A 25,575-nucleotide genomic window follows, 5' to 3' on the forward strand; every position below is an offset into this window, starting at 1 on the left:
AGGGGCGGCTACAGGCGGCTCAGCAGCTCCGCCTTCTTGGCCGCGAACTCCTCCTCGGTGAGGACGCCCTTGTCGCGCAACTCCGCCAGGCGCTCGATCAGCGACAAGGGATCGGTGGCCGCAGAGGGCGCGGCCGCCGGGGTCGCGGAAGGGCTCGTGGGCGCCACGGGGGCGGGTCCCATCACGGGGAGCTCGGAGAGGCGGATAGGACCGAACTGGCTGGTGAACGTGAGTGACTGGCCAGCGCCTTGCTGCTGGGAGACGCCGCTGATCCGATGCTCCCCGGTGTCGTGGATCGTCACCTGCCCACCCCGCTGGATGACGAGGCGGCGGCGGTCGGGGAAGTACGCGTAGCGCACGTCCCCTTGCGAGCCACTGGAGGAAGGCGCACCGAACTCCGCGGGCCAGGAGGCGCCGGGCGTGGCCGGGGTGAACAGGGGTCCCACGCGCATCCGCCGGGCGAGCTCCACGCAGAGCGCATCGACGCGGGCCTTCAGGCCGTGGTCGAACATGTTGCCGACCATGAGCATGCCGCCTTGCGACCACTGGCCGAGTCCACCGAGCTCGGGATGGTTGAACTGGGCCTGGGTACCGCCTCCGGCGGCGAGGGCCTCGAGCAGGACCCGTACGGCCTCGCCGCTCACGCCATGCCGCTGGGCCAGCTCCGCCACGGCACGCTGTCCTTCCGAGGTCAACTCCAGCATGCCAGGCACTCCCGTGAGCGAGGGGCGGACCGGGGGCTACCCGGGCAGGGCGAAGCGCTCCCAACCCGAGGACCACGGGATGCGCGCGTAGGTGAAGTGGTGGGCATCCTCCGCCGGCCAGGCCGCCTCCAGCGGCTCCTGCACCAGCTCGAAGACGCCATGGTCGAAGGGCTTGCCCTGACCCGGCGTGCTGCGCACCACCCGCTCGCGCAGTCCCCGCCCCGCGAGCTCCAGCGTGCGGTAGTGGCAGTAGGGATTGTTGCCATTGCGGTTGAAGAGCACGTGCGCCATCTGCGTGCACCCGCCCCGGCACGCCTCGGCGTACTTGCAGCTGCCGCAGTAGCCCCACATGTGCGCGGTGCCTTCCTCCGTGCCAGCCTTGGCGTTGAAGGTCAGCTCGCGCGAGTCGAGGATGTCCGACAGGGGCTGCTGGCGGATGTTGCCGCCGATGTACTCGGAGGGCAGGGTGGGGCAGCCCTTGATGCCCCCGTCGGCGTGGATGCCCAGCACGGACAGCCCCGCCTTGCACCCCGCCCACACCTGGCCCACGTTGGCGAAGAGCAGGTCGTCATACGGGCCGAAGTAGCCGATGTTGTTGGAGGGCGCCAACGCGAGCTTCGCCTCCTCACGCGCCCGCACCGCGATGCGCGCCAGCATCCGGTAGAGATCCGGCAGCTCCGCGGGTTGCAACAGCATCCACGCGTTGTCCCCGCCATTGCCCATGGGGTTGGTGATCTGGAATTGCCAGGCGCTACAGCCCGCGTCCCGCAGCCGCTCGTACAGCTCGGGCATCTCGGGGGCGGACAGCCGGTTGATCTGCGTGTTCGAGCTGAAGAGCAGGCCCGCGTCGCGAAAGTGCCCCAGCGTCTCGAAGCAGTAGCGGAAGGAGCCGCGCCGGCCACGGATGCGGTCATGCGTGGCCTCCAGCCCGTCCACCGACACGGAGACGTGGGAGATGCCCGCCTCCTTCATGCGCCGGGCCGTCTCGCGCGACAGGCCATAGCCGCCCGTCGTCATGGTGCAGCGCATGCCGTGGTCGGTGATGGCCCGGGCGATGTCGAGCCAGTCGGGACGGAGAAACGCCTCGCCCCCCTCGATGGTGACTTCCTGGATCCCCACCTCGGAGAGCTGGCGGACCAGGTCCATCGCCTCCTCGCGCGACAGCTCGTCCTCGCGCTTGGAGCCCGCGCGCGAGCCGCAGTGGCCGCAGGCGAGGTTGCACTTCAGGGTGAGTTCCCACACGGCGTAGGCCGTGCGGCGTTGCAGGACGGGAAGCGGCATGGGGGCGAGCGCGCGGTCAGGGGGAGGACTTCAGCGCAGGTCCGGCGGGGGCGGCAGGCCGTAGATGGAAGCGTCTCCACGCTCGGCGCCTCCCGTCACGTTCTCCAGGTTCTTCTCCTCCAGCTCGAGCACCTTGCGCGTGCGCTCGCTCTGCCGATTCAGGATCTCCGTACGAGGGAACTTCTTCTCGGTCTTCGTCGTCATGAGGACTCTCCTGCAGAATGGGTGAGCCCCCAAGGATAAGAATCACTGATGGTGCGTGTCAATGTCAGCCGTCCGCCACGACGACGCGCATGGGCTCGGTGGCAGTCGATGCCCTGGCAGCTGCCGCCCGAGCAATCGAAGCCCGAGGTGCAGTAACCGGGCCGCCTGGGAGTAGGGGCAGTCCTGCTTCGTGTAGCGCGTTACGTGCGCCATCCGTGGGTGCCTCCATCCACACCTGCCTCCAAGCTAGTCACCCCGGGCGCTCGGGTACCGCCGGGGTGACAACGGCTCGGAGGGCGGGCGGGCTAGAAGGTCACCGCGGCGCTCACCGACAGCGAGGTATCCGTGGGGAACTTTCCCGGCGCGGGCATGCTGTCGTACTGCACGAGGAAGGTGGTGGCGATGGCGAGCGCCCGGGTGAGCCGCACGTTGAGCTGGGCCTGGTTGGTGACGAGCAGTCGCGATCCCTCGATGAGGCTGGGCAGTACGCTCAACTCATCCACGAAGGCCACGTCCTTGGTGAGGCCATGGCGGAAGGCCAGGCCGGCGCGCGGGCCGCCCAGCGACACGTCCGGCAGATCCGTGCGCGTGGGGTAGTACTGGAAGCGCGTCTCGCGGGCGTAGCTCAGGGCCAGGTCCGTGCGCAGGAAGGACTCGCTGCCGTCCTGGCGCTTCACGTCCCACCAGATGACGCCGATACCCACTTCGCCGCTGCCCCGGAACTCCACGCTCTTCACGTGGTCCGTCTCACCCCGGCCGAGGATGTAGCCGCTGATCTGCGGGGTGAAGCGATGGTCCGCGCGCAACTGCAGGGCCGCGTTGAGCGCCACCACCTGGTTGGGTGCCTCCGCCTGTCCCTCCAGGGTGGGCGCGCGGCTCTCGCCATACGAGCCCGAGGCCTGGGCGGAGTAGATCCAATGCTCCGACTTGCGCTCCGCGGTGGCCAGACCGTTGAGCGTCACGGTGGACGCGTTGCCGGAGATGAAGATGAGGCCCAGACCCACCGTGGCGTTCCAGACATCCGGCTGGGGGGGCGGTGGCGCGACGGGCTTGCCGTCCGGGCCGGTCGTGGTGAGGTCGGGAGCCGCGCGGGAGATCTCCTGGGCGAGCTGCTTGATGGCCTCGGTGATGCGGGCGTTGGCGGCGGCGGCGCGCTCGGCGGCGGCGGCGGCGCGCTCGGCGGCGTCCGCGGCGGCGGTGGCGCGCTGCTCGCTGGCGGCGGCCTTGTCATCGGCGGGCGCCGGGGGCACGGTGGGAGGGGTCTGCAGCAGGAGGACGGTGGACAACAGGGTAGGGACGGAAATCACGGTGAGACATCCTGAAGAGGGCTGAACGGCGCGCAGTCTTCTCCCAGGATGGGTCCGGGTTGCAATGCCCTGCATGGAAGTGAGACGAAGGCACACCGGGCGGGACTCGCCACGAGGGGTCGCGGGAGAGACGGGAGATGGAGCAGAAACGAGGGATGACACACGCTCCCGGAGGAGGACGGGCCGTCTGGCGGGCGCTGGGGTATCTGCGGCGCTACCGGGTCGAGACGGTGGGGGCATTCGTGTCGCTGCTGCTGGCCTCGGGCGCCAACCTCGCCGCGCCCCAGATGGTGCGCCTGGCCGTGGACGAGGGACTCGCCCGGGGGTCGCTGTCCGTGGTGCGCGCGGCCGTGGTCGGGCTGGTGGCCATCGCGCTCGTGCGGGGCTTCTTCAACTTCCTCCAGGGCTACCTCGCGGAGCGGGCCTCCCAGGGCGTGGCGTTCGACTTGCGCAACGCGCTCTTCGCGCGGCTGCAGCGCTTGAGCTTCAGCTACCACGATCAGGCGCAGACGGGGCAGTTGCTCACGCGGCTGACGAACGACGTGGACCAGGTGCGCGCCTTCGTGGGCGGCGGGGTGGTGCAGGTGGTGGCCTCGCTGCTCATGGTGGTGGGGTGCTCGGGGCTGCTGTTCCTCACGCACCCGCTGCTCGCGCTCGCGGCGCTGGGAGCCATTGCACCGGTGCTCTGGGTGCTCCGCCAGTTCATGGGCCGCATCTCCCCGATGTTCGGCCTGGTGCAGGCCACGCTCGGACGGCTCAACTCGGTGTTGCAGGAGAGCCTGCGCGGCATCCGGGTGGTGCGCGCGTTCTCGGGCGAGGGGCGCGAGGCGGCGCGCTACGGGCGCTTCAACGACGAATTCCTGGAGCACAACCTCCAGCTCATCCGCATCATCTCCTCGCACTTTCCCCGCGTGGGCCTGTTCGCCAACCTCGGCACCTGGGTGGTGGTGGGGCTGGGCGGGTGGCTCATCTTCCACGAGCGGCTGAGTGTCGGCGAGCTGCTCGCGTTCAACAGCTACCTGGGCTTCCTGTTCATGCCGCTCGTGTCGCTCGGCTTCCTCGCCGCGCAGATGTCGCGCGCGGGGGTGTCGGCGGTGCGCATCTTCGAGCTGCTCGATACGGCGGTGGAGGTGGTGGACAGGCCCGGGGCCCGGCAGCTGCCCGCCTTGAGTGGCCGGGTGGAGCTGCGCGACGTGCGCTTCCGCTACGCGGGGGGCGAGCGGGAGATCCTCCGCGGGGTGAGCTTCGAGGTGGAACCGGGACAGCTCGTGGCGATTCTGGGCACCACGGGCTCGGGCAAGAGCACCCTCATCAACCTCCTTCCCCGCTTCTACGACGTGACGGGAGGCGCGGTGCTGCTCGACGGCCATGACGTGCGCGAGGTGACGCTCGCGAGCCTGCGCTCGCAGGTGGGCATCGTGCTCCAGGACGCGATGCTCTTCTCGGGCACCCTGCGCGAGAACATCGCCTATGGCCGTCCCGAGGCCACCCTGGAGGAGGTCCAGGCGGCGGCGCGGGCGGCCCAGGCGGAGGAGTTCATCGCCGCGCTGCCCCAGGGCTACGACACGGTGGTGGGCGAGCGCGGCGTGGGCCTGTCGGGCGGACAGCGCCAGCGCGTGGCGATCGCCCGCGCGCTGCTCACCCAGCCGCGCCTGCTCATCCTCGATGACAGCACCTCGGCGGTGGATGCGCGCACCGAGGCGGAGATCCGCCGGGCGCTCGATGAGCTCATGCGCTCCACGCGCAGCACGGCCATCGTCATCGCCCAGCGGCTGAGCACCGTGCGCGACGCCCACCTCGTCATCGTGCTCGACGAGGGGCGTGTGGCCGCGCGGGGACGTCACGAGGAGCTGCTCGCCACGAGCGCCCTGTACAATGAAATCCTCGGCTCCCAGCTCCAGCCGGACTCCGTGGAGGCCGCATGAGACGGCCCGCGGACCTTCGGGGCATGGCGGAACTCGAGGTGGAGCGCGCCCGGAATCGGGGCGCGGTGGCGCGGCGGTTGTTGGGGGAGACCCGGCCCCATCGCCGCTCGCTGCTCATCGCCCTGGGCTTCGTCGTGGTGGGCGCCCTGGCGCAGGCGGCCGGGCCGTACCTGGTGGGCCATGCCATCGATCACGACATCATGGGCCGGAATGGGCGGGGACTGCTGCGCGAGCTGGCGCTCCTGCTGGTCGTCTACGCGGTGTCCATGGTGGCCCAGCGGGAGCAGACGCTGCGCATCGGCGAGACGGGACAGCGCGTGCTCGCCGGGATGCGCGCGCGCCTCTTCGAGCGGCTCCAGACGCTTCCGCTGTCCTACCTGGACCGGCGGCCCCTGGGCGACTTGATGAGCCGGTTGCTGGGGGACGTGGATCTGCTCAGCCAGTTCTTCTCGCAGGGGATCGCGCAGCTCTTGGGCTCGGTGCTCGGGCTGGTAGGCGTGCTGGTGGCGATGGTGTCGCTGGATGTGCCGCTGGCGCTGGCCTGCTTCTCCATCATCCCGGTGATGGTGCTGACCACCTGGGCCTTCGCCGCCCGGGCCCGGCGCGCCTACCGCAAGACGCGCGAGACGGTGGGAGACGTGACGGCGGGGCTCCAGGAGGAACTGGGCGGCGTGCGTCAGGCCCAGGCGTTCAACCGCACCGAGGTGAACATCGAGCGCTTCCGGGCGCGCAACGCTGCCAACCGCGACGCGAACGTGTCCGCCACCGGCATCACCTCCGCGTTCTCGCCGGTGATCGACGTGCTCTCCACGCTCTCCATCGCGCTGGTGATTGGCTATGGCGGCTACCGGGTGCTCGAGGGACATGCGAGCGTGGGCCTGGTGGCGGCCTTCCTGCTCTACACCCAGCAGTTCTTCCGGCCGCTGCAACTGGCGTCCTCGGTCTACACGCTGATGCAGTCGGCGCTCGCGGGCGCCGAGCGCGTCTACGCCATCCTCGACGAGCCCCAGGAGCCGGAGGACGCGCCGGACGCGGTGGAGCTGGAGCGGGCACAGGGGCGGCTGTCCTTCGAGCGGGTGTCGTTCGGGTACGACGCGGCGCGGCCGGTGCTGCACGAGGTGAGCTTCGAGGTGGGGCCGGGGCAGACGGTGGCGCTGGTGGGCCCGACGGGGGCGGGGAAGACGACGGTGACGAGCCTGTTGCCACGCTTCTACGACGTCACCGGGGGCGTGGTGCGGCTGGATGGGCGGGACGTGCGCCACATCAAACGGGCGAGCCTGCGCGCGCAGATGGCCACGGTGCTCCAGGAGCCGGTGCTCTTCTCGGGCACGGTGGCGGAGAACATCGCCTACGGCCGGCCGGACGCGAGCCGCGAGCGGATCGAGGCCGCCGCGAGGGCGGTGCACGCGCATGACTTCATCACCGCGCTGCCCCAGGGCTACGACACGCAGCTGGCACCGGGCTCCACCACGTTGAGCCAGGGGCAGCGGCAACTGGTGTCGTTCGCACGGGCGGTGCTCGCCGATCCGCGAGTGCTCATCCTCGACGAGGCCACGGCGAACATCGACACGCGCACGGAGTCCCTCATCCAGCGCGCGCTGACCACGCTGCTCGCGGGGCGCACGAGCATCGTCGTCGCGCACCGTCTGAGTACCATCCGTCACGCGGACCTCATCCTGGTGCTCGAGGGCGGGCGGATCGTCGAGCGGGGGACCCACACGGAGCTGATGGCCCGGGGGGGCCTCTACGCCACGCTGTACGGCCAGCAATCCCCCACGCCCCGTGACGGCGGTGAGTCCACGGTAAACCCTGAAAGGAGCGTTAAGTAGTTTAAAAGACTTTTTAATGAAAACAAGTATTCCAGGTTAGACTCCCGGCCCTCCCGCCACCCAAGGAGCGGTTCCATGGAGTCTTCCCCCGAAGCCATCACCCCTCGCGCGAAGAAGTTCACGGCGAGGTCTCTCATTGCTTGCCTGGGCGCCATCCTGCTGTGGGCGCCCTCCGCCTCGGCCCAGAGCGCCGCGGACTACCACGCCCGCGCCGACAAGGCCTTGCAGAGCTACCTGCTGAAGTTCTGGAAGGCGGATGCGCAGTACCTGCATGCGAGCTACCCGTCCAACGGCTCGACCACGGGCTATTGGACGTATGCGAATGGCCTGGACGCGGTGCTGGATGGGGTGGAGCGGACGAACAAGCAGCAGTACCTGGGCCTCATCGAGACGTTCTACCTGGGCCAGGAGCAGCGCGGCTGGTTCGTGGATTATTACGATGACGAGGCCTGGATGAGTCTCGCCCTCATCCGCGCGTATGACCTCACGGGCGACGCCAAATACCTGAACAAGGCGAAGGAACTCTACGCCGACATCCGCAACGCGTGGGACACCACGTGTTGTGGCACCACCCGGGGTGGCATCTGGTGGAACCGGGCGCACACGCAGAAGGCCACCGCCTCCAACGCGGGGCCGGTGATCGCGGGCGTGCGGCTCTACCGCCGCACGGGGGATGCCTCGTACCTCTCCTTCGCCCAGCAGGTGTATGACTACTGGTTCAACAACATGGTGAACACCTCGACGTGGCAGGTCGCCGACCACTTCGAGCCCAACGGGACGAAGGTCTGGTGGAAGTTCACCTACAACGAAGGGTTGATGATTGGCGCGAGCGTGGAGCTGTACGAGGCCACCCAGAACGCGACCTATCTCAACCGGGCGCACGGCTTCGCGGGCTTCATGGTCAGCCAGGAGGTCACCTCCAGCCTGTATGGCAATGTTTTGTATGACGGCACGAACACCGGCTGCGCGGGGGACTGCCATGAATTCAAGGGCCCGGGCTACCGGTATCTCCTCCGCCTGTACCAGAAGGACACCAGCAAGACGGCCTATTACAACGTGTTGAAGGCGAGCGCGGACGCCCTGTGGAACCAGGCGCGCAACACCACGAACGACACCTTCGCGGTGAACTGGGCCGGTCCGTCCATGTCGGGGGCCTCCGAGCCGCAGCAGAGCGCGGCGACCGCGGCGCTCAACCGCTTCGCCCAGCACTACGGCGCCTATCCCGGCTCGGGCATTCCCTCCAACCGGTACGAGGCCGAGAACGCCGTGCTGCACCGCCTGGGGCTGGAAGCCAATGGCGCGGGCTTCACGGGCTGGGGGTATGTCGCGGGGTGGAACGGCGACAGCCAGTGGATTGACTTCCGGGTGTACAACGCCACGGCGGGCACGCGCACGCTCACCTTCCGGTACGCGGGGGGCGCGGGCAATGCCAGCCGCCTCGTCTTCATCAACGGCGCGAACGCGGTGGCCAACAAGAGCTTCCCGGGCACCGGCTCCTGGAATACCTACGGCACCGTGAGTGTCACCTCCAACCTGCCCGCCGGGTGGAGCACCGTCTCGCTCATCTACAACAGCTCGCAGGGCAGCTCGAACTACCTGAACCTCGACAGCCTCACCGTGAATTGAGGCGGAGGGCCCTTCTTCCGGATTGAGGGAGAGGTGGAGGAGGACGACCCTCCACCTCCCGGGTACTCGGAGAGACTCTGGATTAGAGCTTCACGAGCTCCACGTCATCCATGTGGATGAAGTTGGCGCCGTCCGCCGTGGTGGCCTGGGTGTGGAAACCAAACTCCAGGTAGCCGCTGGTGACGTTGATGGTGGGCGTCTCGACCAGCGACCAGGCGCCGTACGTGCCGAGCGTGGTGTAGACCGGCGCGGCCGAGCCGCTCGTCTTGCCCTGGAGCCGGGCGATGGCGAAGTTGCCACCCTTGCGCACCCAGGCGCGCACCTTGTAGTTGCCATTGGCGAGGCCCGTCTTCACCTGGTACGTCCAGGTCTCGAAGGGCGAGTTGCTCCAGTGCGTCAGGTGGTAGGAGCCCGAGTGCCCGCCGTTGTAGGTCTCGCTGAAGGCCGCGCCGGCGGTGCCGTTCGGCGTCCAGGTCGACCAGTCGGCCATGCCGGACTCGAAGCTCGCGTTGGAGACCCCGCTGCCCGTGGGCGGGGGCGGGGTGCTGCCCTGCTGGTACCAACGCACCCACTCCACTTCCATGGTCTTCGGCTGGCCCTGCGTCAGCGCGATGCTGCCGGCGGCGGGGAAGCCATACCAGTTACCGCCCATGGCCAGGTTGAGGATGATGTAGTGGTTCTGCTGGAACTCGGTCTCGTTGTGGTAGAACGTCGTGCCCGCGTACCTGCCATCCAGCCGGAACACCATGGTGCTGGCGGTCCACTCCACCTCGTAGGTGTGGAAGGAGTCGGCCAGGTTGTAGCCGCCGCTCTGGCCCGTGCCCCAGTCCGCCTGGCCACCGTTGTACCAGTGATTGGCGGACTTCATCCACGTGGGCTCGTTGGAGTGCCACTCGAGGATGTCGATCTCCCCGCTGGAGGGCCAGCCCACGCTCTGCACGTTGGAGCCCAGCGTCCAGAACGCCGGCCACATGCCGTAGCCCGAGGGTACCTTGATGCTCGCCACGAGCTTGCCGTAGCGCCGCTCCACCTTGCCCTTGGAGTGCAGACGGCCCGAGAACAGCGTGCGCTGATGGGCGCCACACCGGGTGTCACTCACCGTCGTCGCCGCCGTGCGCTCGGCCTTGAGGATGAGCTTGCCGCCGCTCACCGACACGTTCTGCGTCCGGGGATACTCGAGCTCCCCCGTGCCGAAGTTGCAGTTGTTGGTGACGGGATCGAAATCGCTGTTGAGCGTGGTCCAGTTGCCGGTGTTCAGGCTGGTGCCTTCGAACTCATCCGACCACGCGAGGCTCCATCCGGAGCCCGGGTCATACTCGAGCTCGGACTGGGTTTGCGCCACCGCTTCGGCCCGCGCGGTGGGCGCGGTCTCGGAGGCGTCCAGCCCACATCCGGAGAGCGCCACGAGGCAATAGGCTGCCATGAACTTCGAGGAGAAGACCTTGGGGGACATAGTCGTACCTGGGGCAGGGTGATTCAAGACAGAGGCGTGTCGATTCCGAAAAAACCGTGAAACATGCAGATTATCCGAAGTACTAGAAAAACTGTTGCTTGACCAGATGTTCTTCTTGGGCTCCAGGAATTGAGAAACGCGCGCTCCCATCTGGTCCGCTCGCGTCAATGTTTTTTGACTCAACCGTCTCACTGCCTGCGGCGGCAGGTATCTTCGTTGCCTGGGAGCGTGATGAGAACGTTTCGATCGCTGGGTTTCACCCTTGCTACCGCTGCACTCCTCTCGGGGTGTGGCTCCTCGCCGCCGGAGCCAGGACTTGATCTTCCGCGCACGCGGGCGTGAACTCCCGGTGCATTTCTCGCGTACGCCGGGAGTTCCGACATGGGTGGTTTGAAGGACAAGGTCGTGATCGTGACGGGAGCGAGCTCGGGCATCGGCCGGGCCACGGCCCTGGCGCTCGCGGACGAAGGGGCCAAGGTCATCGCGAGCGCGAGGCGCGAGGCCCAGGGCCAGGAGCTCATCGCGCGCATCCGGGAGCGGGGCGGCGAGGCCACCTGGGTCAGCGCCGATCTCCTCGTCGAGCGCGACATCGAGGCGCTCGTCGAGACCGCGCTCTCCACCTACGGCCGACTGGATGGCGCCTTCAACAACGCGGGTGGCAGTCTGTCCAAGCCCTTCCTGGACACCACCACCGAGGACTACGAAGCCATCCTCAATACCAACCTGCGCGGGGCCTTCTGGTGCATGAAGTACGAGCTGCGCGCCATGCTCGCGGGGGGAGGGGGCTCCATCGTCAATTGTGCATCCGTGAGCGCCTCGCGCTCCATGCCAGGACTGTCCGCCTACAGCGCCTCCAAGGCCGCCCTGATCGCGCTCACCCAAGGTGTCGCGGTCGAGCACGCGCAGAAGGGCATCCGTGTCAACGCGGTGAGCCCCGGGGTCATCGAGTCCGAAATGGCCACCGCTGGCTGGCGCCTCAATGAGCGCATGGGACGCGCCTTCGCGGCCTCTCTCCATCCGATGAACCGCGTCGGTACGCCCGAGGAGGTGGCCGGGCTCGTCACCTTCCTCCTCGGTCCCCAGTCCTCCTTCATCACCGGCCAGGACTTCGCCGTGGATGGAGGGTTCACCGCGGCGAGCGTCTCCGCCACCCTGATGAACCGTCCCCGGTGAGCACACCTCTCACCACCGTGATTCCCAAATCAATCCGTTGAGGACGCGTTTTTCGAGAAATTGACACCTGGCCTGTTGTGCTCACATTCCGTTCAGTGTAGAACCCTTCACTGTAGGGCAAGTCGGTTCACGGCAACGACTGGTGGAGCGGGAAGCCTCCCGGCGGCTTTCCATTGCATCGGTGGGATTGTCGCCTGGCAGGGATTGCACCTGCTGGGTTCCGCTGCCCGCCCAGGCTTCGCCTGGCGAACTGAACGCTGACGAACCTTCATCGCGGGAGAAGTGTGTCGATGGCCGCAGACCCGGTCCATGGAGCGCAGTTCCATAGTCTCATCGATCTGATCAGGCACCACAGCGAGCGCCGGCCCGACAAGACGAGTTTTGTTTTCCTGGAGGACGGAGAGAAGGAGTCGAGCGTCCTGACGTTTGGCCAGCTCGAGCAGCGCGTGCGCGCCGTGGCCGCGCAGCTCCAGGAGTTGGGAGCGACGGATCAGCGGGCGCTGCTCCTCTATCCGCCAGGGCTGGACTTCATCATCGCGTTCCTGGGCTGTGTCTACGCGCGGGTGACCGCGGTTCCGGCGTATCCGCCCCGCAACAATCAGAACCTCACGCGGCTGCGGACCGTCATCGAGGACGCGGGCGCGAAGTGGGTGCTCACGACGTCCTCGCTCGCGTCCAACCTGGGTACGCAGTTCGAGCGCGTCCCCGAGCTGAGCACGCTGCGGTGGCTCGCGACGGATGGCATTGCCGTGGAGCGACGGGACGCCTGGAAGGAGCCGGTGGTGGGCCCCGACACGCTCGCCTTCCTCCAGTACACCTCGGGCTCGACGGGCGCGCCCAAGGGCGTGATGGTGTCCCACGGGAACGTGCTGCACAACGAGCGGATGATCCAGCTCACCTTCGGTCACACCGAGCGGACCGTGTTCGCCGGCTGGCTGCCGCTGTTCCATGACATGGGGCTCATCGGCAATGTGTTGCAGCCGCTCTACCTGGGCATCCAGTCGGTGCTGATGCCTCCGGCGGCGTTCATCCAGAAGCCCGCGCGCTGGTTGCACATGATTTCGCGCTACCGGGCGACGACGAGCGGCGGGCCGAACTTCGCCTACGAGTTGTGCGCCCGCAAGGTGTCCGCCGAGCAGCGGGTGGGACTCGACTTGAGCAGCTGGGAGGTGGCGTTCAACGGCGCCGAGCCCGTGCGCCCCGGCACGCTCCAGCGCTTCGCGGACGCCTTCAAGGAGCACGGCCTGCGCGTCTCCGCCCTCCATCCCTGCTACGGCATGGCGGAGACGACGCTGCTCGTCTCCGGAAAGGTGCCCGCGCGGCAGTCCAGCCTCTACTCCATCCAGGCTGACGCCCTGGAGGAGGGAAGGGTGGTGCCCGTGGACGCGGCGGCCAGCGCGAATGGGGCACGGGAGCTCGTGTCCTCCGGCCGCAGCCTGCTCGAGAAGGTCCGCATCGTGGATCCGGCCTCGCTCACGGAGTGCCCGGAGGATCGGGTGGGTGAGGTCTGGGTGTCGAGCGCCAGTGTCGCCCAGGGCTACTGGAACAAGCCGGAGCTGACGCGGGAGGCCTTCCAGGCACGCCTGGCGGACACGGGAGAGGGTCCCTTCCTGCGCACGGGTGACCTGGCGTTCCGCCAGGGCGAGGAGTTCGTCATCACCGGCCGCCTCAAGGACGTCATCATCATCCGTGGCCGCAACCACTATCCCCAGGACATCGAGCAGACCGTGGAGGAGAGCCACCCGGCCCTCAAGGCCAACGGCGGCGCCGCGTTCTCCGTCGAGGTGGAGGACGAGGAGCGCCTCGTCATCGTCCAGGAGGTCGAGCGCAGCTATCTGCGCGACCTCGACGTGGGCGAGGTGGTGGGCAGTATCCGCCAGGCCGTCTCCGAGCATCACGAGCTCCAGGTCCACGCCGTGGTGCTCATCAAGACGAGCAGCATCCCCAAGACGTCCAGCGGGAAGATCCAGCGCCATGCCTGCCGCAATGGCTTCCTCCACAAGACCCTGAACGCAGTGGGCGAGTGGGTGGAGAACCTCCAGACGGAGGCGAAGCAGGCGCCTGCCGCGGCGGCGCCCGCGAATGGCCATTCCGAGGAGGCCATCCAGGACTGGCTGCTCGGCCGCATGGCCCAGTACCTGGGCGTCGCCGCCGAGGAGATCGACGTCCAGGCGCCCTTCGCCCGCTACGGGCTGGATTCCGCCGTGGCCGTGAGTCTGACGGGTGAGCTGGCGGGATGGTTGGGCCGGGAGTTCGAGCCCACCCTCTTCTGGGAGCACCCGAGCGCGGAGGTCCTCGCCCGCCACCTGGCCGATGAACTGAAGGCCTGAGCGAAGGTTCTACGGCCGCGAGGCCCGACAAGTCAGGAGGTGCATTCGTGGAGTCAGTGGCGCGTCCCAGCGTTGACGTCAAGGAACTGAGTACACCCAGACGCTCGTCCATCAAGTTCAACATGTTCGACCCCGCCTTCCACGCGGACCCGTATCCGGTCTACGCGCGGCTGCGGGAGGAAGCGCCCGTCCACCGCACCGTCATGGGGGCCTGGATCATCTCCCGCTACGCGGATGTGAAGGCCCTGCTTCGGGACAACAACTTCGGCGTCTTCGACATCCCGACCCGCATCGAGCGCAAGAGCCCGTTCCTCGAGCGCAAGAAGATTGGCGAGCTGCGCACGCTCGCCTCGGCCATGCGCCGCTGGCTCATGCTGTGCGATCCGCCGGATCACACCCGGCTGCGCAGCCTGGTCAACCGCTCGTTCACCCCCACCGCCGTCGAGTCCCTGCGCCCGCGCATCCAGGAGACGGTGGATCGGCTGATCGCCCGCGTCCGGAGCTCCGGCCGGATGGACATCGTCAATGACCTGGCCTGCCCGCTGGCGGTGACGATGATCGCCAGCATGCTCGGCGTGCCGGAAGAAGCCCACGCCTCGGTGACCCGCTGGGCCGACGGCCTGTCCCGTGTGCTCGATCCGCTGCGCTCGCTCGAGCAGTACGCGGAGATGAACAACGTGGCGCAGGAGTTCCTCGCCTACTTCCGCGAGCTCTTCGCCGAGCGCCGGAGGAATCCGAAGAACGATCTCATCAGCAGCCTCATCGCCGTCACCGATCAGGGCGACCGGCTGACCGAGGACGAGATGCTCTCGGTCTGCATGCTGATGTTCATCGCGGGCGAGAAGACGACGGTGAACCTGCTCGGCAACGGCATGCGCGCGCTGCTGCTCCACCGGAGCGAGTTCGAGCGGCTGCGCCAGGAGCCGACGCTCATCCGGAGCGCCATCGACGAGATCCTCCGCTACGACAGCCCGGTGCAGCTCAACACGCGCGTGCCCAAGACGGACGTCGTCCTGCACGGGCAGACCATCCCGGCGGGGGATCTGGTCTACTTCTCCCTGGGCGCGGCGAACCGGGATCCCGCCCAGTTCGAGCAGCCGGACACGTTCGACATCACCCGCCGCGAGAACCGTCACCTCGCCTTCTCGGGTGGCATCCACTACTGCCTCGGTGCGGCCCTGGCGCTCATCGAGGGACAGATCGCGATCGGCACGCTCGTCCGGCAGTTCCCCGACATGGCGCTCGTCCCCGGTGAGACCGAGTGGATGAAGGAAATCATCTTCCGCGGTCCGCAGACGCTGCCCGTCACCTTCACCCCGTGAGGGGTTCTCCCGGGGGGGAGGGCTGGCTTTCCCCCTCGGGTTGTCAGTTCAATCCACGAGAGATCTGATGAACCGCGAACCCATTGCGATCATCGGCCTGGGCTGCCGTTTCCCGGGTGCGAGGGATTCAAGGGCATTCTGGAAGCTCCTGCGTGATGGCGTGGATGCCATTACCCCCGTCCCCCCCGGACGCTGGGACATCGACTCGTTCTACGATCCGGACCCCAGCGCCGAAGGCAAGATGAGCACCCGCTGGGGCGGGTTCGTGGAGCAGGTGGATCAATTCGATCCGCAATTCTTTGGCATCGCCCCGCGCGAGGTCACCACCATGGATCCCCAGCAGCGGCTGCTGCTGGAGGTGACGTGGGAGGCATTGGAGGACGCGGGCCTGATTCCCGAGCGGCTGGCGGGCTCCAAGACGGGTGTCTTCGTCGGGATGTCCAGCTACGACTACTACACGCTGCTGAGCCAGGACTCGCGCAACATCGACGCCCACATCGGCACGGGCAACACGAACTGCATCGCGGCCAACCGCATCTCCTACCTGTTCGACTTCCAGGGCCCCAGCCTGGTCGTGGACACCGCGTGCTCCTCCTCGCTCGTCGCCGTGCACCTGGCCTGCAAGAGCCTGTGGAGCGGGGACGCCTCCCTCGCCGTCGCGGGCGGGGTGCAGCTCGTCCTGTCGCCCTGGGTGACGGTGGGCTACTCGAAGTCGGGGTTCATGGCCGCGGATGGCCGCTGCAAGGCGTTCGACGCCGCGGCCAACGGTTATGTCCGCAGCGAGGGCTCCGGCATCATCGTCCTCAAGCCGCTGTCCAAGGCGCTGGAGGACGGTGACTCCATCTACGCCCTCATCCGCGGCGGCGCCGTCAACCAGGACGGGCGCAGCAACGGGCTCACGGCGCCCAACCCCGCCGCGCAGGAAGCGGTGCTGCGCGCGGCCTACGCGGATGCCGGTGTGCCGCCCTCGCGGGTGCAATACGTGGAGGCGCATGGCACGGGCACGAAGCTGGGCGATCCCATCGAGGTGAAGTCGCTCGCCGCCGTGGTGGGCGCGGAGCGCCCCGAGGGCAATGTCTGCGCGCTGGGCTCGGTGAAGACCAACATCGGCCACCTGGAGGCCGCGGCGGGCATCGCGGGCCTCATCAAGGTGGCGCTGTCGCTCAAGCACCGGCAGATCCCTCCGAGCCTCCATTTCAAGGTCCCCAACCCCTACATCCGCTTCGACAAGATTCCCCTGCGTGTCCAGCAGGAGCTGAAGCCCTGGCCCGAGCGGCCGGAGCCCGCCCTGGCCGGTGTCAGCTCGTTCGGTTTCGGCGGGACCAATGCCCACCTCGTCCTGGAGGGGGCTCCTCCGGTGGCGCCGCCCGAGGACGAGGGGGGTGAGCGACCCCGGCACGTGCTCGCCCTCGGCGCGAAGAGCCCGAGCGCGCTGCGCGAACTGGCCCGCCGCTACCAGGCGTATGTGGAGGAGCAGCCGGAGGTGGCGCTCGGCGACCTCTGCTTCAGCGCCAACACGCGCTGCCCGCCCTTCGCGCATCAGCTCACCGTGGTCGCCGCGTCTCCCCAGGAGCTGCGCGAGCGGTTGGCGTCCTTCGAGCACGAGCAGGCGGCGGCTGGCGTGACATACGCGCAGCTCAACCGTCGCAAGCGCCCGAAGGTGGCCTTCCTCTTCACGGGGCAGGGCGCCCAGTACACCGGCATGGGGCGCGAGCTCTATGAGACGCAGCCCACCTTCCGGGATGCGCTCGACCGCTGCGCGAAGATCCTGCGCCCGCTCCTGGGCCGAAGCCTTTTGGAGGTCCTCTTCCCCGAGCCGGGGAAGGCCTCGCCGCTCGACGAGACGGCCTTCACACAGCCGGCCCTGTTCTCGCTGGAGTACGCGCTCGCGCGACTGTGGATGTCGTGGGGCGTGGAGCCCGCGGCGGTGCTGGGGCACAGCGTGGGGGAGTTCGTCGCGGCTTGCGTCGCGGGCGTGCTCCGCCTGGAGGATGCACTGCGGCTGATCGCCGAGCGGGGGAAGCTGATGCAGGCGCTCCCCAGCGGTGGCGCGATGGCGGCCATCCTCGCGCCCGAGCCCCGCGTGGCGGCCGCGATCGAGCGGTATGCCGGCGCGCTCGACATCGCCGCGATCAACGGGCCCGAGAGCATCGTCGTCTCCGGACGGAAGGAGGCGCTCGACGCCGTCATCGCCGCGTTCGAGGCCGAGGGCGTGCGCTGCCAGCGGCTTCGCGTGTCCCACGCGTTCCACTCCCCGCTCATGGAGCCGATGCTCGATGGGCTGGAGCGGATGGCGGGCACGATCCGTCACCAGGCGCCCAAGCTGCCCTTCATCTCCAACGTGACGGGCGAGGCCCTGGCCTCGGGACAGCTCCTCGACGGGGCCTACTGGCGGCGGCACACCCGCGCTCCGGTGCGGTTCCTGGAGGGCATCCGCGCCCTGCACGCTCAGGGCTGTGAGCTGTTCCTGGAGATCGGTCCGAAGCCCATCCTGACGCACCTGGGAGCACGCTGCCTCCCGGACGTCCAGGTCGGTTGGCTGCCCTCGTTGGCGGAGAACCGGAACGACTGGGTCGTGATGCTCGATGCCCTTTCCGCCCTTCGCTCGGGGGGCGTGGAGCTGGATTGGAAGGGGTTCGACAGGGACTACCCCAGGAAGCGCGTGTCCCTGCCGCATTACCCGTTCGAGAGAAAGCGCTACTGGTTCAAGGAAGGGGCAATCGAGGTGAGTGAGAAAGCCGCCGCAGCCACAGTGTCCAGGCCCCAGCCAGCCGAAGCCGCGAAGCCCAAGCGTCTGGAGGCCATCACCACCGCCGTGCGCAAGATGGTGGCGGACCTGCTCAAGGCCTCTCCCTCCGAGATCGACCCCCAGGCTTCGTTCCTGGAGATGGGCGCGGACTCGATTTCGCTCATCGATGCCATCCGCCTCATCGACGCCAACTACAAGCTCAAGCTCTCCGTGCGTCAGCTCTTCGAGGAGCTCACCTCGATCGAAGCGCTCGCGGCCCACATCGAGCGCCACCTCCCGCCGGAGGAGCCCGCGCCCGTGGCCGCGCTCCCTCCGGCTCCCGTGAGGAGTCCTGCCCCGGTGCTGGCGGCGGCGGAGCCACGGCGGGACGAGGCCATGCCGACCGCGTGCTCCATCTCCCGGGCGCCGGTCCCCAACGTCGTGAAGGCGCCGCCCACCAGCAATGGCGTCCCGTTCCAGCAGCCCGTGTTCCAGCAGCCCGTGCTCACCGCCCAGCCCTCGCCGCCCGCCCCGGCGGCTCTGGTCCGGCAGGCCCCCCCGGCGCTCCCCGAGAGTTCGCTCGAGCGGCTCTTCGCGCAGCAACTCGAGATCGTCTCCAAGCAGCTCGATCTGCTCAAGGACGCGGGCGGAACGCGGGTCGCCCCGGCGCCCGTGGCACCCCCGGTGGAGCCGGAGCCCCGGAGCAGTCCCCCCGTGATCGTCTCTCCCGCCGTGGCCGCCCCGGCTCCGGCTCCCGCCGTCCAACCGCCCCGCGCGCCCCAGCCCCTCTCCGCTGCCACCTCGCCCGCCTCCGTCGCGGTGGACTCGGCGGAGATGAACCAGCGGCAGCAGCAGTACCTGCGCTCGTTCATGGAGCGCTACGCGCGGCGTACGGGCGGCTCCAAGGCGTGGGCCCAGAAGCACCGTCCGGTCCTGGCCGACAACCGGGCCCTGGCCGGTCTGCGCATGCCCATCAAGGAGATCTGCTACCCCATCGTGGGTTCCCGCTATGCGGGCTCGCGCATCTGGGATGTCGACGGCAATGAGTACGTCGACATCGCGATGGGCTTCGGCGTCCACCTCTTCGGCCACGGGGCGCCGTTCATCAAGCGGGCCCTCATGCAGCAGCTCGAGCTCGGCCATGGTGTCGGCCCCCAGCCGGAGCGAGCGGGACAACTCGCCGAGCTGTTCACCGAGCTGACCGGCGCCGAGCGCGTGACGTTCTGCCAGTCCGGCACCGAGTCCGTCATGACCGCGCTGCGGCTGGCTCGCACGGCCACCGGGCGCAACCGGATCGTGCTCTTCAAGGGCTCGTTCCATGGTCATTACGACGGTGTCCTCGCGCAGGCGCAGGGCGGTGACGGGGACGCCATTCCCGTGGCCATGGGGATCTCGAAGAACGCGGTCCGGGACGTGGTGGTGCTCGACTACGGCGAGCAGAGCGCCATCGACTATCTGCGCCAGCACGCCCATGAGCTGGCCGCCGTGCTGGTGGAGCCGGTGCAGAGCCGCCGTCCGGAGTTGCAACCGCGTGCCTTCCTCCACGAGGTGCGTGCCATCACCGAGGCGTCGGGCACGGCGCTCATCTTCGATGAGATCATCACCGGATTCCGCATCCATCAGGGCGGTGCCCAGGCGCACTTCGGCGTCCGCGCGGACCTCGCCACGTACGGGAAGGTCCCCGGTGGTGGCATGCCGTTGGCGGCCGTGGCCGGCAAGCGGCGCTTCATGGACGGCATCGACGGAGGCCAGTGGAACTACGGGGACCAGTCCTACCCCGAGGCCGACCGGACCTTCTTCGCCGGTACCTTCAACAAGCCGCCCCTATCGCTCGCCACGGCCTACGCGGTGCTCGAGCACCTCAAGGAGCAGGGCCCCCGGCTCCAGGAGCAGTTGAACGAGCGCACCGCGCTGCTGGCCGCGCAGCTCAACGCCTTCTTCGAGCAGCAGCGCGTCCCCGCGCAGGTCGTCCACTTCGGCTCGTTGTTCCGCTTCGTGCTGAAGGGCAACCTCGACCTGTTCTTCTACCACCTCGTGGAGCGGGGCGTTTACGTGTGGGAGGGGCGCACGTGCTTCCTCTCCACGGCCCATACCGAGGCGGACATCGCGCACATCCTCGAGGCCGTCCGCGGCAGCGTGGAGGATCTGCGGCAGGGCGGTTTCCTTCCCGAGCTGTCTCCGGGTACACCCGGACCGGGCGGCGGTGGCGGTGCGACCAGGCCTCCGCCGCGGGCTGTCGAGACGCCGCGCCCCAGCGCTCCCGCTCAAGCGTCATCCGTGTCCGCCGCGAGCCCCGGTAATGGCGCCGGGAAGGGGAGCGCGCAGGCGCGGGATCAGCTCCCGGAGCCCCGCACGGAGTTCTGGGAGCGGCGGCGCTCCCGGAGCACGTCCAACCGGGTGGCTGGCGCGGACGACTCGGAGGGCAAGGTCCGGCGGGCGGCGCGCGACCTGGAGTTCAGCCTGTATTTCTTCGGCAAGTACGACGCGCCGTTCCGGGACGACAAGTACGATCTCCTCTTCGACAGCGCACGCTACGCCGACGCGCATGGTTTCTCGGCGGTCTGGCTTCCCGAGCGCCACTTCCACGCCTTCGGCGGGCTCTCCCCGAATCCGGCGGTGGTCTGCTCCGCCCTGGCCCGGGAGACGAAGCACCTGTCGCTGAGGGCCGGCAGCGTCGTCGTACCCCTGCACCACCCGCTGCGCATCGTGGAGGAGTGGTCCGTGGTGGACAACCTGTCCAAGGGACGGGTGGGGCTCTCGTTCGCCTCGGGCTGGCATCCGGATGACTTCGTGTTCGCGCCCGAGGCCTTCGGCAAGCACCGCGAGATGATGTTCGAGGGCGTCGAGACCATCCGCAAGCTGTGGCGTGGCGAGTCCATGCGTGCGCGCGGCGGGGGCAAGAACGAGCTCGACGTGCGCTGCTTCCCGGCGCCGATGCAGCGCGAGCTGCCCTTCTGGATCACCGTCGTGAACAATCCGGACACCTACGTCCGGGCGGGACAGATGGGTGCCAACGTCCTGACCAACCTGATGGGCCAGACGCTCGAGGATCTGGAGCGCAACATCGCTCTCTACCGGCAGGCCCTGCATGACCACGGGCATGATCCGGACGCTGGCAAGGTGACGGTCCTGATGCACACCTTCGTTGGGGAGGATCTCCAGACCGTCCGTGACACCGCGCGTGGCCCCTTCTGTGACTACCTCGCCACGCACTTCGCGCTCTTCCAGAACCTGGCGAAGAGTCAGAACCTGCCCGTCAACCTGGACCAGCTCACGGCGGACGACAAGCAGTACATGTTGTCCATGGCCTACGACCGATATGCGCGCACGAGCGCCCTGATCGGTACGCCGGAGTCCTGCCAGGAGATCCTCGACCACATCCGCTCGCTCGGCGTCGACGAGGTGGCGTGCTTCATGGACTTCGGGGTGGAGCCCAAGGCCGTGATGGCGAGCATGCCCACACTCGTGGCCCTGAAGGAGCGGTTTCGCGGGGATGGCGGGGGGGCTCCGGGCCCGTCCGGCCCGGCCCGCGAGCCGAGCGCCGCCCAGCTCCCGGTGAAGTCGGTTGAGTCCGCGGTCACCACCCTGGAGCTGACCGAGTCGCAGCAGGAGTTCCTGATCGTCGCCCAGATGACGGCGGATGAGGACTCCATGAGCGGGCACCAGGCGCTCGCCTTGACGCTCACGGGGCCGCTGAATCCCCAGGCCCTGCGCACCGCCGTCCAGTCCGTCATCGATCGGCACGAGGCGCTGCGGACCACCATCAGCGCCGAGGGGGATCGACAGATCGTCCACCCCTCGGTGAAGGTGGACCTCTCGTTCGTCGACTTCTCGCACGTGCCGGAGGACGCACGCGAGCGGGAGGCGCTCCGGTGGCTCGACGAGCAGAGCGAGACCGGCTTCGACCTGGTCCATGGGCCGCTCTTCCATGCGCAGGTGCTCGAGTTGGGGGAGCGGCTGCACATCCTCAGTCTGGTGACGCACCACATCTTCTGTGACGGTCAGTCCGTGGCCGTCATCATCGCGGAGCTCGCCGAGCTCTACTCGGCGGCGTGCGAGGGCGTCCGCCGCGAGCTGCCCGAGCCCATGCAGTTCCGGCGCTTCATCGAGCTGCAACAGCAGCAGCAGGCGAAGACGCTGGCCGAGCACGAGGCGTACTGGCTCCAGAAGTTCTCCGGGCCGCTGCCCGTGCTGCAACTGCCGTTCGATCGTCCTCGCCCGCCCGTCAAGACGTTCGCGGCGGCGCGGCTGACGGACACGATCGGCGGTGAGCTGTGCCAGGCCGTGAGGAAGGTGGGCCAGCGCTACGGCGCCACGCCGTTCATGACGCTCTTCGCCGCGTACACCTGTCTGCTGCACCGGATGTCGGGACAGGGCGACATCATCGTCGGGGTGCCCGCCTCCGGCCGGACCGTGGAGGGCAGCGAGGGGATGGTGGGCCACTGCGCGAACCTGCTGCCCGTGCGCACGAACGTCCAGGGCGGACTTCGCTTCTCCGAGCACCTGCTGGCCGTCAAGAACGTGCTGCTGGACGACTACGAGCACCAGGCGTACCGCTTCGCGACGCTGCTGGAGAAGCTGCGGGTGCCGAGGGATCCGAGCGTCTCGCCCATCGTCACGGTGGCCTTCAACCTGGACCGTCCGGTGCCGCCCCCGAAGATGTTCGAGCTGGAGGTCGACTGGTTCCCCCGGCCCATCAGCTTCGGCGTGCCCGAGCTCGGGCTGAGCATCAAGGAGCTGCGCGGCGAGCTGAGCCTCGAGTGGGACTACAACACGGACCTGTTCGACGCGGAGACGATCCACAGGACGATGGGCCACTTCCGCACCCTGGTGGAGGGACTCACCGCCCATCCCGAACAGCGCCTGTGCGATCTGCCGATGCTCACGCACGAGGAGCGCCAGCGCTTCGCGGAATGGAATCGCACCGCCGCCCCCAGCTACGGCCGCGCGACCCTGCCTCGGCTCTTCGAGGCCCAGGTGCGCCGCACGCCCGATGCGCCGGCGTTGACCGTCGCGGGGGAGACGCTGAGCTACGGTGAGTTGAACGCGCGGGCCAACCAGCTCGCCCACTGCCTGCGGTCACTGGGCGTGGGTCGCGAGTCGCTCGTGGGCATCTGCGTCGAGCGCTCGGTGGAGATGGTCGTCGGACTGCTGGGCATCCTCAAGGCCGGTGCGGCCTACGTGCCGTTGGATCCGTCCTTCCCCGCCGAGCGGCTGGCCCACATGGTCCACCACTCGCGGCTGTCCCTGCTGCTGACCCAGGAGCGCGTGGCGGGACGGCTCCCCGAGAGCGGGGTGCGGCAGGTCCGCTTCGAGGCCGAGCACGCGCTCCTGTCGCGGCAGCCCACCGGGGATCTCCCGGACGAGGCGGGGACGGAGGAGCTGGCGTATGTGATGTACACGTCGGGCTCGACGGGAATCCCCAAGGGGATCCAGATCACCCATGGCGCGCTGGCCAATCTGCTCGAGTCGATGCGGGAGCAGCTCGAGCCGACGGCGCGGGACGTGCTGCTGGCGGTGACGACGATCTCGTTCGACATCGCGGCGCTCGAGCTCTACCTGCCGCTGCTCGTGGGCGCGCGGCTGGTGGTGACGGACAGCGAGACGGCGGCGGATGGCGAGCGGCTGGCCCAGGAGATGGCGCGCGTCACTCCCAGCCTGATGCAGGCCACGCCCGCGACGTGGCGGATGCTCATCGAAGCGGGCTGGCGGGGTGATCCGCGGCTGTGCATCCTCTGTGGCGGAGAGGCCCTGCGCCAGGAACTGGCCGAGCAGCTCCTCGAGCGGGGAGGGCGCGTCTGGAACCTCTACGGCCCCACGGAGACGACGATCTGGTCCGCCGCCCACCGCGTGGGGAAGGTGCGCGGTGAGCGCCGCGAGGACGCCTCCGAGCCCATCGGCCGGCCGCTCGCCAACACCCAGCTCCGGGTGCTCAGCCCGCGGCTGCATCAGGTCCCGGTGGGCGTCACGGGAGAGCTGTACATCGGGGGCCTCGGCCTGGCCCGGGGCTACCTGACACAGCCCTCCCTGACCGCGGAGAAGTTCGTTCCGGATCCCTTCAGCGACGAGCCCGGCGCGCGCCTCTACAAGACCGGGGATCTGGCCCGGTATCTCGCCGATGGCACCATCGAGTTCCTGGGCCGCACGGACTACCAGGTGAAGATCCGTGGGTTCCGCGTCGAGCTGGGGGCCATCGAGGCCGCGCTCGGCCAGCACCCGGCCGTCGCCGACGTGGCGGTCATCGCGCGTGAGATTGGACCCGGCGACACGCGCCTCTTCGGCTACGTGGTCTTCCGCCAGGGACAGTCCCTCCCCGTGGAAGAGCTGCACGCGTTCCTGAAGCACAAGCTGCCGGCCTACATGATCCCCGCCTCGATCACCGCGGGGACGGAGCTGCCACTGACGCCCAACGGCAAGGTGGATCGCAAGGCCCTGGCGGCGCTGGACGTGGGCCGGGCGGTCTCGCGGGTCCACGTCGCTCCGCGCAACGCGTTGGAGACCGAGTTGGTTCAAATCTGGGAAGAGGTGCTGGGCGTGAAGCCCGTCGGCGTGACGGACAACTTCTTCCACCTCGGGGGCAACTCGCTGCTCGGCGTCCGGCTCATGACGCGCATCCGTCGGCACCTCGGCCAGGAGGTTCCCCTGGCGCTCTTCATCGAGGACCCGACGATCGTCCACCTGACCCAGGTCATCTACCAGAAGAGCCTGGGGGTCCCCTCCCTGGCGGAGGGACAGGCCGCGGCGGGGCAGGGGAAGACGTCGATCGTGAAGGTGCGGCCGGAGGGCAAGCACCACCCGTTGTTCTTCGCCGCCCAGCTCGGTGGCATCTACTCGTCCAACGTGGTGGTGGGGCTGCTGGACATGGCGCGTGAGCTGGATCCCGACCAGCCCTTCTACGGCCTGCAGGCCCCCGCCCTCGCGCCCGAGCTGGCCGAGGCGGTCTCCCGGGGCAGCCCGCTCTCCCTGGACGACTGGCGGTATGACCGCGCGCACTTCGACCGCGTGGTGCTCGACTGCGTCGAGGCGCTCCGCAAGGTCCAGCCCGAGGGGCCGTACTACCTGGGCGGGTTCTGCTCCGGCAGTCTGCTCGTCTTCGAGATCGCCCGGCGGCTGACGGAGATGCGCCAGGAGGTGGCTCGCCTCGTGCTCTTGGATCCACCCATCGGGGGCGATGCCGTGCCTCCAGGGCCCTCCCGGTACGATGCCGCGCTCGCGGATCTCGTCTGGTTCATCGGCCGGGAGATTGGCTGGGAGGCGGGATGGGATCTCACCGCCCTCTACGCCGAGCTGGAGCCGCTCGGTACCGACGAGCGCTGGGCGTTGGCCCTTCGCAAGCTGAAGGAGGCCGAGGCCGTCCCCGCCTCGACGGAGGCCCAGGATCTGCGGCGGCTCTTCGATGCGAAGCGGCTCAACGAGGAGATCATGAGCCGGATCCTCGACAGCTACGAGCCTCCGGTCTCTCCCCATCCGGTCACCCTCCTGATCTCGGACCACACGCGCGAGGATTACACCGACGACGCGCTGAAGGCCGCCCTGGAGCGGGTGCGTCGACACATCACCGGCTCGCTGGACGTGCACTTCGTGCCCGGAGACCATGGCAGCCTGTTCCAGTCCCCGAATGTCGCGGTGCTGGCCCACCACGTGAATCGGTGTCTGGCGGAGAGCAGGCCCCGCGGCGCGTAGGCCCCTGGGC

12 protein-coding genes are annotated in these 25,575 nt (G+C 68.7%); 7 read left to right on the forward strand and 5 right to left on the reverse strand.

The features are described 5' to 3' along the window. Positions 1-8: 8 nt before the first annotated feature. From D187_RS40465 to D187_RS40475, 4 genes are all read right to left on the reverse strand, one after another. Positions 9-704 (reverse strand): SHOCT domain-containing protein, encoded by a 696-nt coding sequence (locus D187_RS40465; RefSeq protein ID WP_002626128.1) that lies wholly within the window; start codon positions 702-704, stop codon positions 9-11. Between the two features lie 36 nt (positions 705-740). After that, complete coding sequence (locus D187_RS40470; RefSeq protein WP_002626129.1) at positions 741-1,985, reverse strand: radical SAM/SPASM domain-containing protein; 1,245 nt, start codon at positions 1,983-1,985, stop codon at positions 741-743. A gap of 30 nt (positions 1,986-2,015) precedes the next feature. Continuing rightward, a complete protein-coding gene (locus tag D187_RS56870) occupies positions 2,016-2,189 on the reverse strand; it encodes a hypothetical protein (RefSeq protein WP_002626130.1) in 174 nt (57 codons plus the stop codon). A gap of 305 nt (positions 2,190-2,494) precedes the next feature. Next, a complete protein-coding gene (locus D187_RS40475) occupies positions 2,495-3,496 on the reverse strand; it encodes a DUF481 domain-containing protein (RefSeq protein WP_020918609.1) in 1,002 nt (333 codons plus the stop codon). A gap of 155 nt (positions 3,497-3,651) precedes the next feature. On the opposite strand from D187_RS40475, the gene D187_RS40480 reads away from it, so the two are divergent. From D187_RS40480 to D187_RS40490, 3 genes are all read left to right on the forward strand, one after another. Continuing rightward, complete coding sequence (locus D187_RS40480; protein ID WP_155893943.1) at positions 3,652-5,421, forward strand: ABC transporter ATP-binding protein; 1,770 nt, start codon at positions 3,652-3,654, stop codon at positions 5,419-5,421. Then, positions 5,418-7,250 carry an ABC transporter ATP-binding protein gene (locus D187_RS40485; RefSeq protein WP_020918610.1) on the forward strand — a complete coding sequence of 611 codons (1,833 nt, stop codon included), beginning with the start codon at positions 5,418-5,420 and terminating at the stop codon, positions 7,248-7,250. Before D187_RS40480 ends, D187_RS40485 begins: the two co-directional genes overlap by 4 nt. 75 nt (positions 7,251-7,325) lie before the next feature. Then, positions 7,326-8,876 carry a glycoside hydrolase family 76 protein gene (locus tag D187_RS40490; RefSeq protein WP_002631295.1) on the forward strand — a complete coding sequence of 517 codons (1,551 nt, stop codon included), beginning with the start codon at positions 7,326-7,328 and terminating at the stop codon, positions 8,874-8,876. A gap of 82 nt (positions 8,877-8,958) precedes the next feature. Here D187_RS40490 and D187_RS40495 read toward each other — a convergent pair whose 3' ends face one another. Beyond that, positions 8,959-10,329, reverse strand: coding sequence for a glycoside hydrolase family 16 protein (locus D187_RS40495; protein WP_043434092.1), 1,371 nt, complete (start codon positions 10,327-10,329; stop codon positions 8,959-8,961). A gap of 381 nt (positions 10,330-10,710) precedes the next feature. Here D187_RS40495 and D187_RS40500 point away from each other — a divergent pair, with 381 nt between their 5' ends. The 4 genes from D187_RS40500 to D187_RS40515 all read left to right on the forward strand — a co-directional run bounded on the left by D187_RS40500 (position 10,711) and on the right by D187_RS40515 (position 25,565). Further along, positions 10,711-11,502, forward strand: a complete 792-nt coding sequence (locus tag D187_RS40500) for an SDR family NAD(P)-dependent oxidoreductase (RefSeq protein ID WP_002631293.1) — start codon at positions 10,711-10,713, stop codon at positions 11,500-11,502. Between the two features lie 290 nt (positions 11,503-11,792). Then, the gene (locus D187_RS40505; RefSeq protein WP_002631291.1) at positions 11,793-13,832 is read left to right on the forward strand and encodes an AMP-binding protein; all 2,040 of its coding nucleotides are present in this window, start codon (positions 11,793-11,795) and stop codon (positions 13,830-13,832) included. Positions 13,833-13,879: 47 nt separating this feature from the next. Then, positions 13,880-15,154: a cytochrome P450 gene (locus tag D187_RS40510; protein WP_002631290.1), complete on the forward strand. Its 1,275-nt coding sequence runs from the start codon at positions 13,880-13,882 to the stop codon at positions 15,152-15,154. A gap of 67 nt (positions 15,155-15,221) precedes the next feature. Next, a complete protein-coding gene (locus tag D187_RS40515) occupies positions 15,222-25,565 on the forward strand; it encodes a hybrid non-ribosomal peptide synthetase/type I polyketide synthase (protein ID WP_002631289.1) in 10,344 nt (3,447 codons plus the stop codon). Positions 25,566-25,575: the final 10 nt, after the last annotated feature.

It is taken from the genome of Cystobacter fuscus DSM 2262 (genome assembly GCF_000335475.2).
In the GTDB taxonomy this organism is placed as follows: Bacteria; Myxococcota; Myxococcia; order Myxococcales; family Myxococcaceae; genus Cystobacter; species Cystobacter fuscus.

Excerpts from the sequence above, each read along its gene's own strand:
- D187_RS40465 (WP_002626128.1), bottom strand. The coding sequence starts at position 704 with ATGCTGGAGTTGACCTCGGAAGGACAGCGTGCCGTGGCGGAGCTGGCC.
- D187_RS40470 (WP_002626129.1), bottom strand. The coding sequence starts at position 1,985 with ATGCCGCTTCCCGTCCTGCAACGCCGCACGGCCTACGCCGTGTGGGAA.
- D187_RS56870 (WP_002626130.1), bottom strand. The coding sequence starts at position 2,189 with ATGACGACGAAGACCGAGAAGAAGTTCCCTCGTACGGAGATCCTGAAT.
- D187_RS40480 (WP_155893943.1), top strand. The coding sequence starts at position 3,652 with ATGACACACGCTCCCGGAGGAGGACGGGCCGTCTGGCGGGCGCTGGGG.
- D187_RS40485 (WP_020918610.1), top strand. The coding sequence starts at position 5,418 with ATGAGACGGCCCGCGGACCTTCGGGGCATGGCGGAACTCGAGGTGGAG.
- D187_RS40490 (WP_002631295.1), top strand. The coding sequence starts at position 7,326 with ATGGAGTCTTCCCCCGAAGCCATCACCCCTCGCGCGAAGAAGTTCACG.
- D187_RS40495 (WP_043434092.1), bottom strand. The coding sequence starts at position 10,329 with ATGTCCCCCAAGGTCTTCTCCTCGAAGTTCATGGCAGCCTATTGCCTC.
- D187_RS40500 (WP_002631293.1), top strand. The coding sequence starts at position 10,711 with ATGGGTGGTTTGAAGGACAAGGTCGTGATCGTGACGGGAGCGAGCTCG.
- D187_RS40505 (WP_002631291.1), top strand. The coding sequence starts at position 11,793 with ATGGCCGCAGACCCGGTCCATGGAGCGCAGTTCCATAGTCTCATCGAT.
- D187_RS40515 (WP_002631289.1), top strand. The coding sequence starts at position 15,222 with ATGAACCGCGAACCCATTGCGATCATCGGCCTGGGCTGCCGTTTCCCG.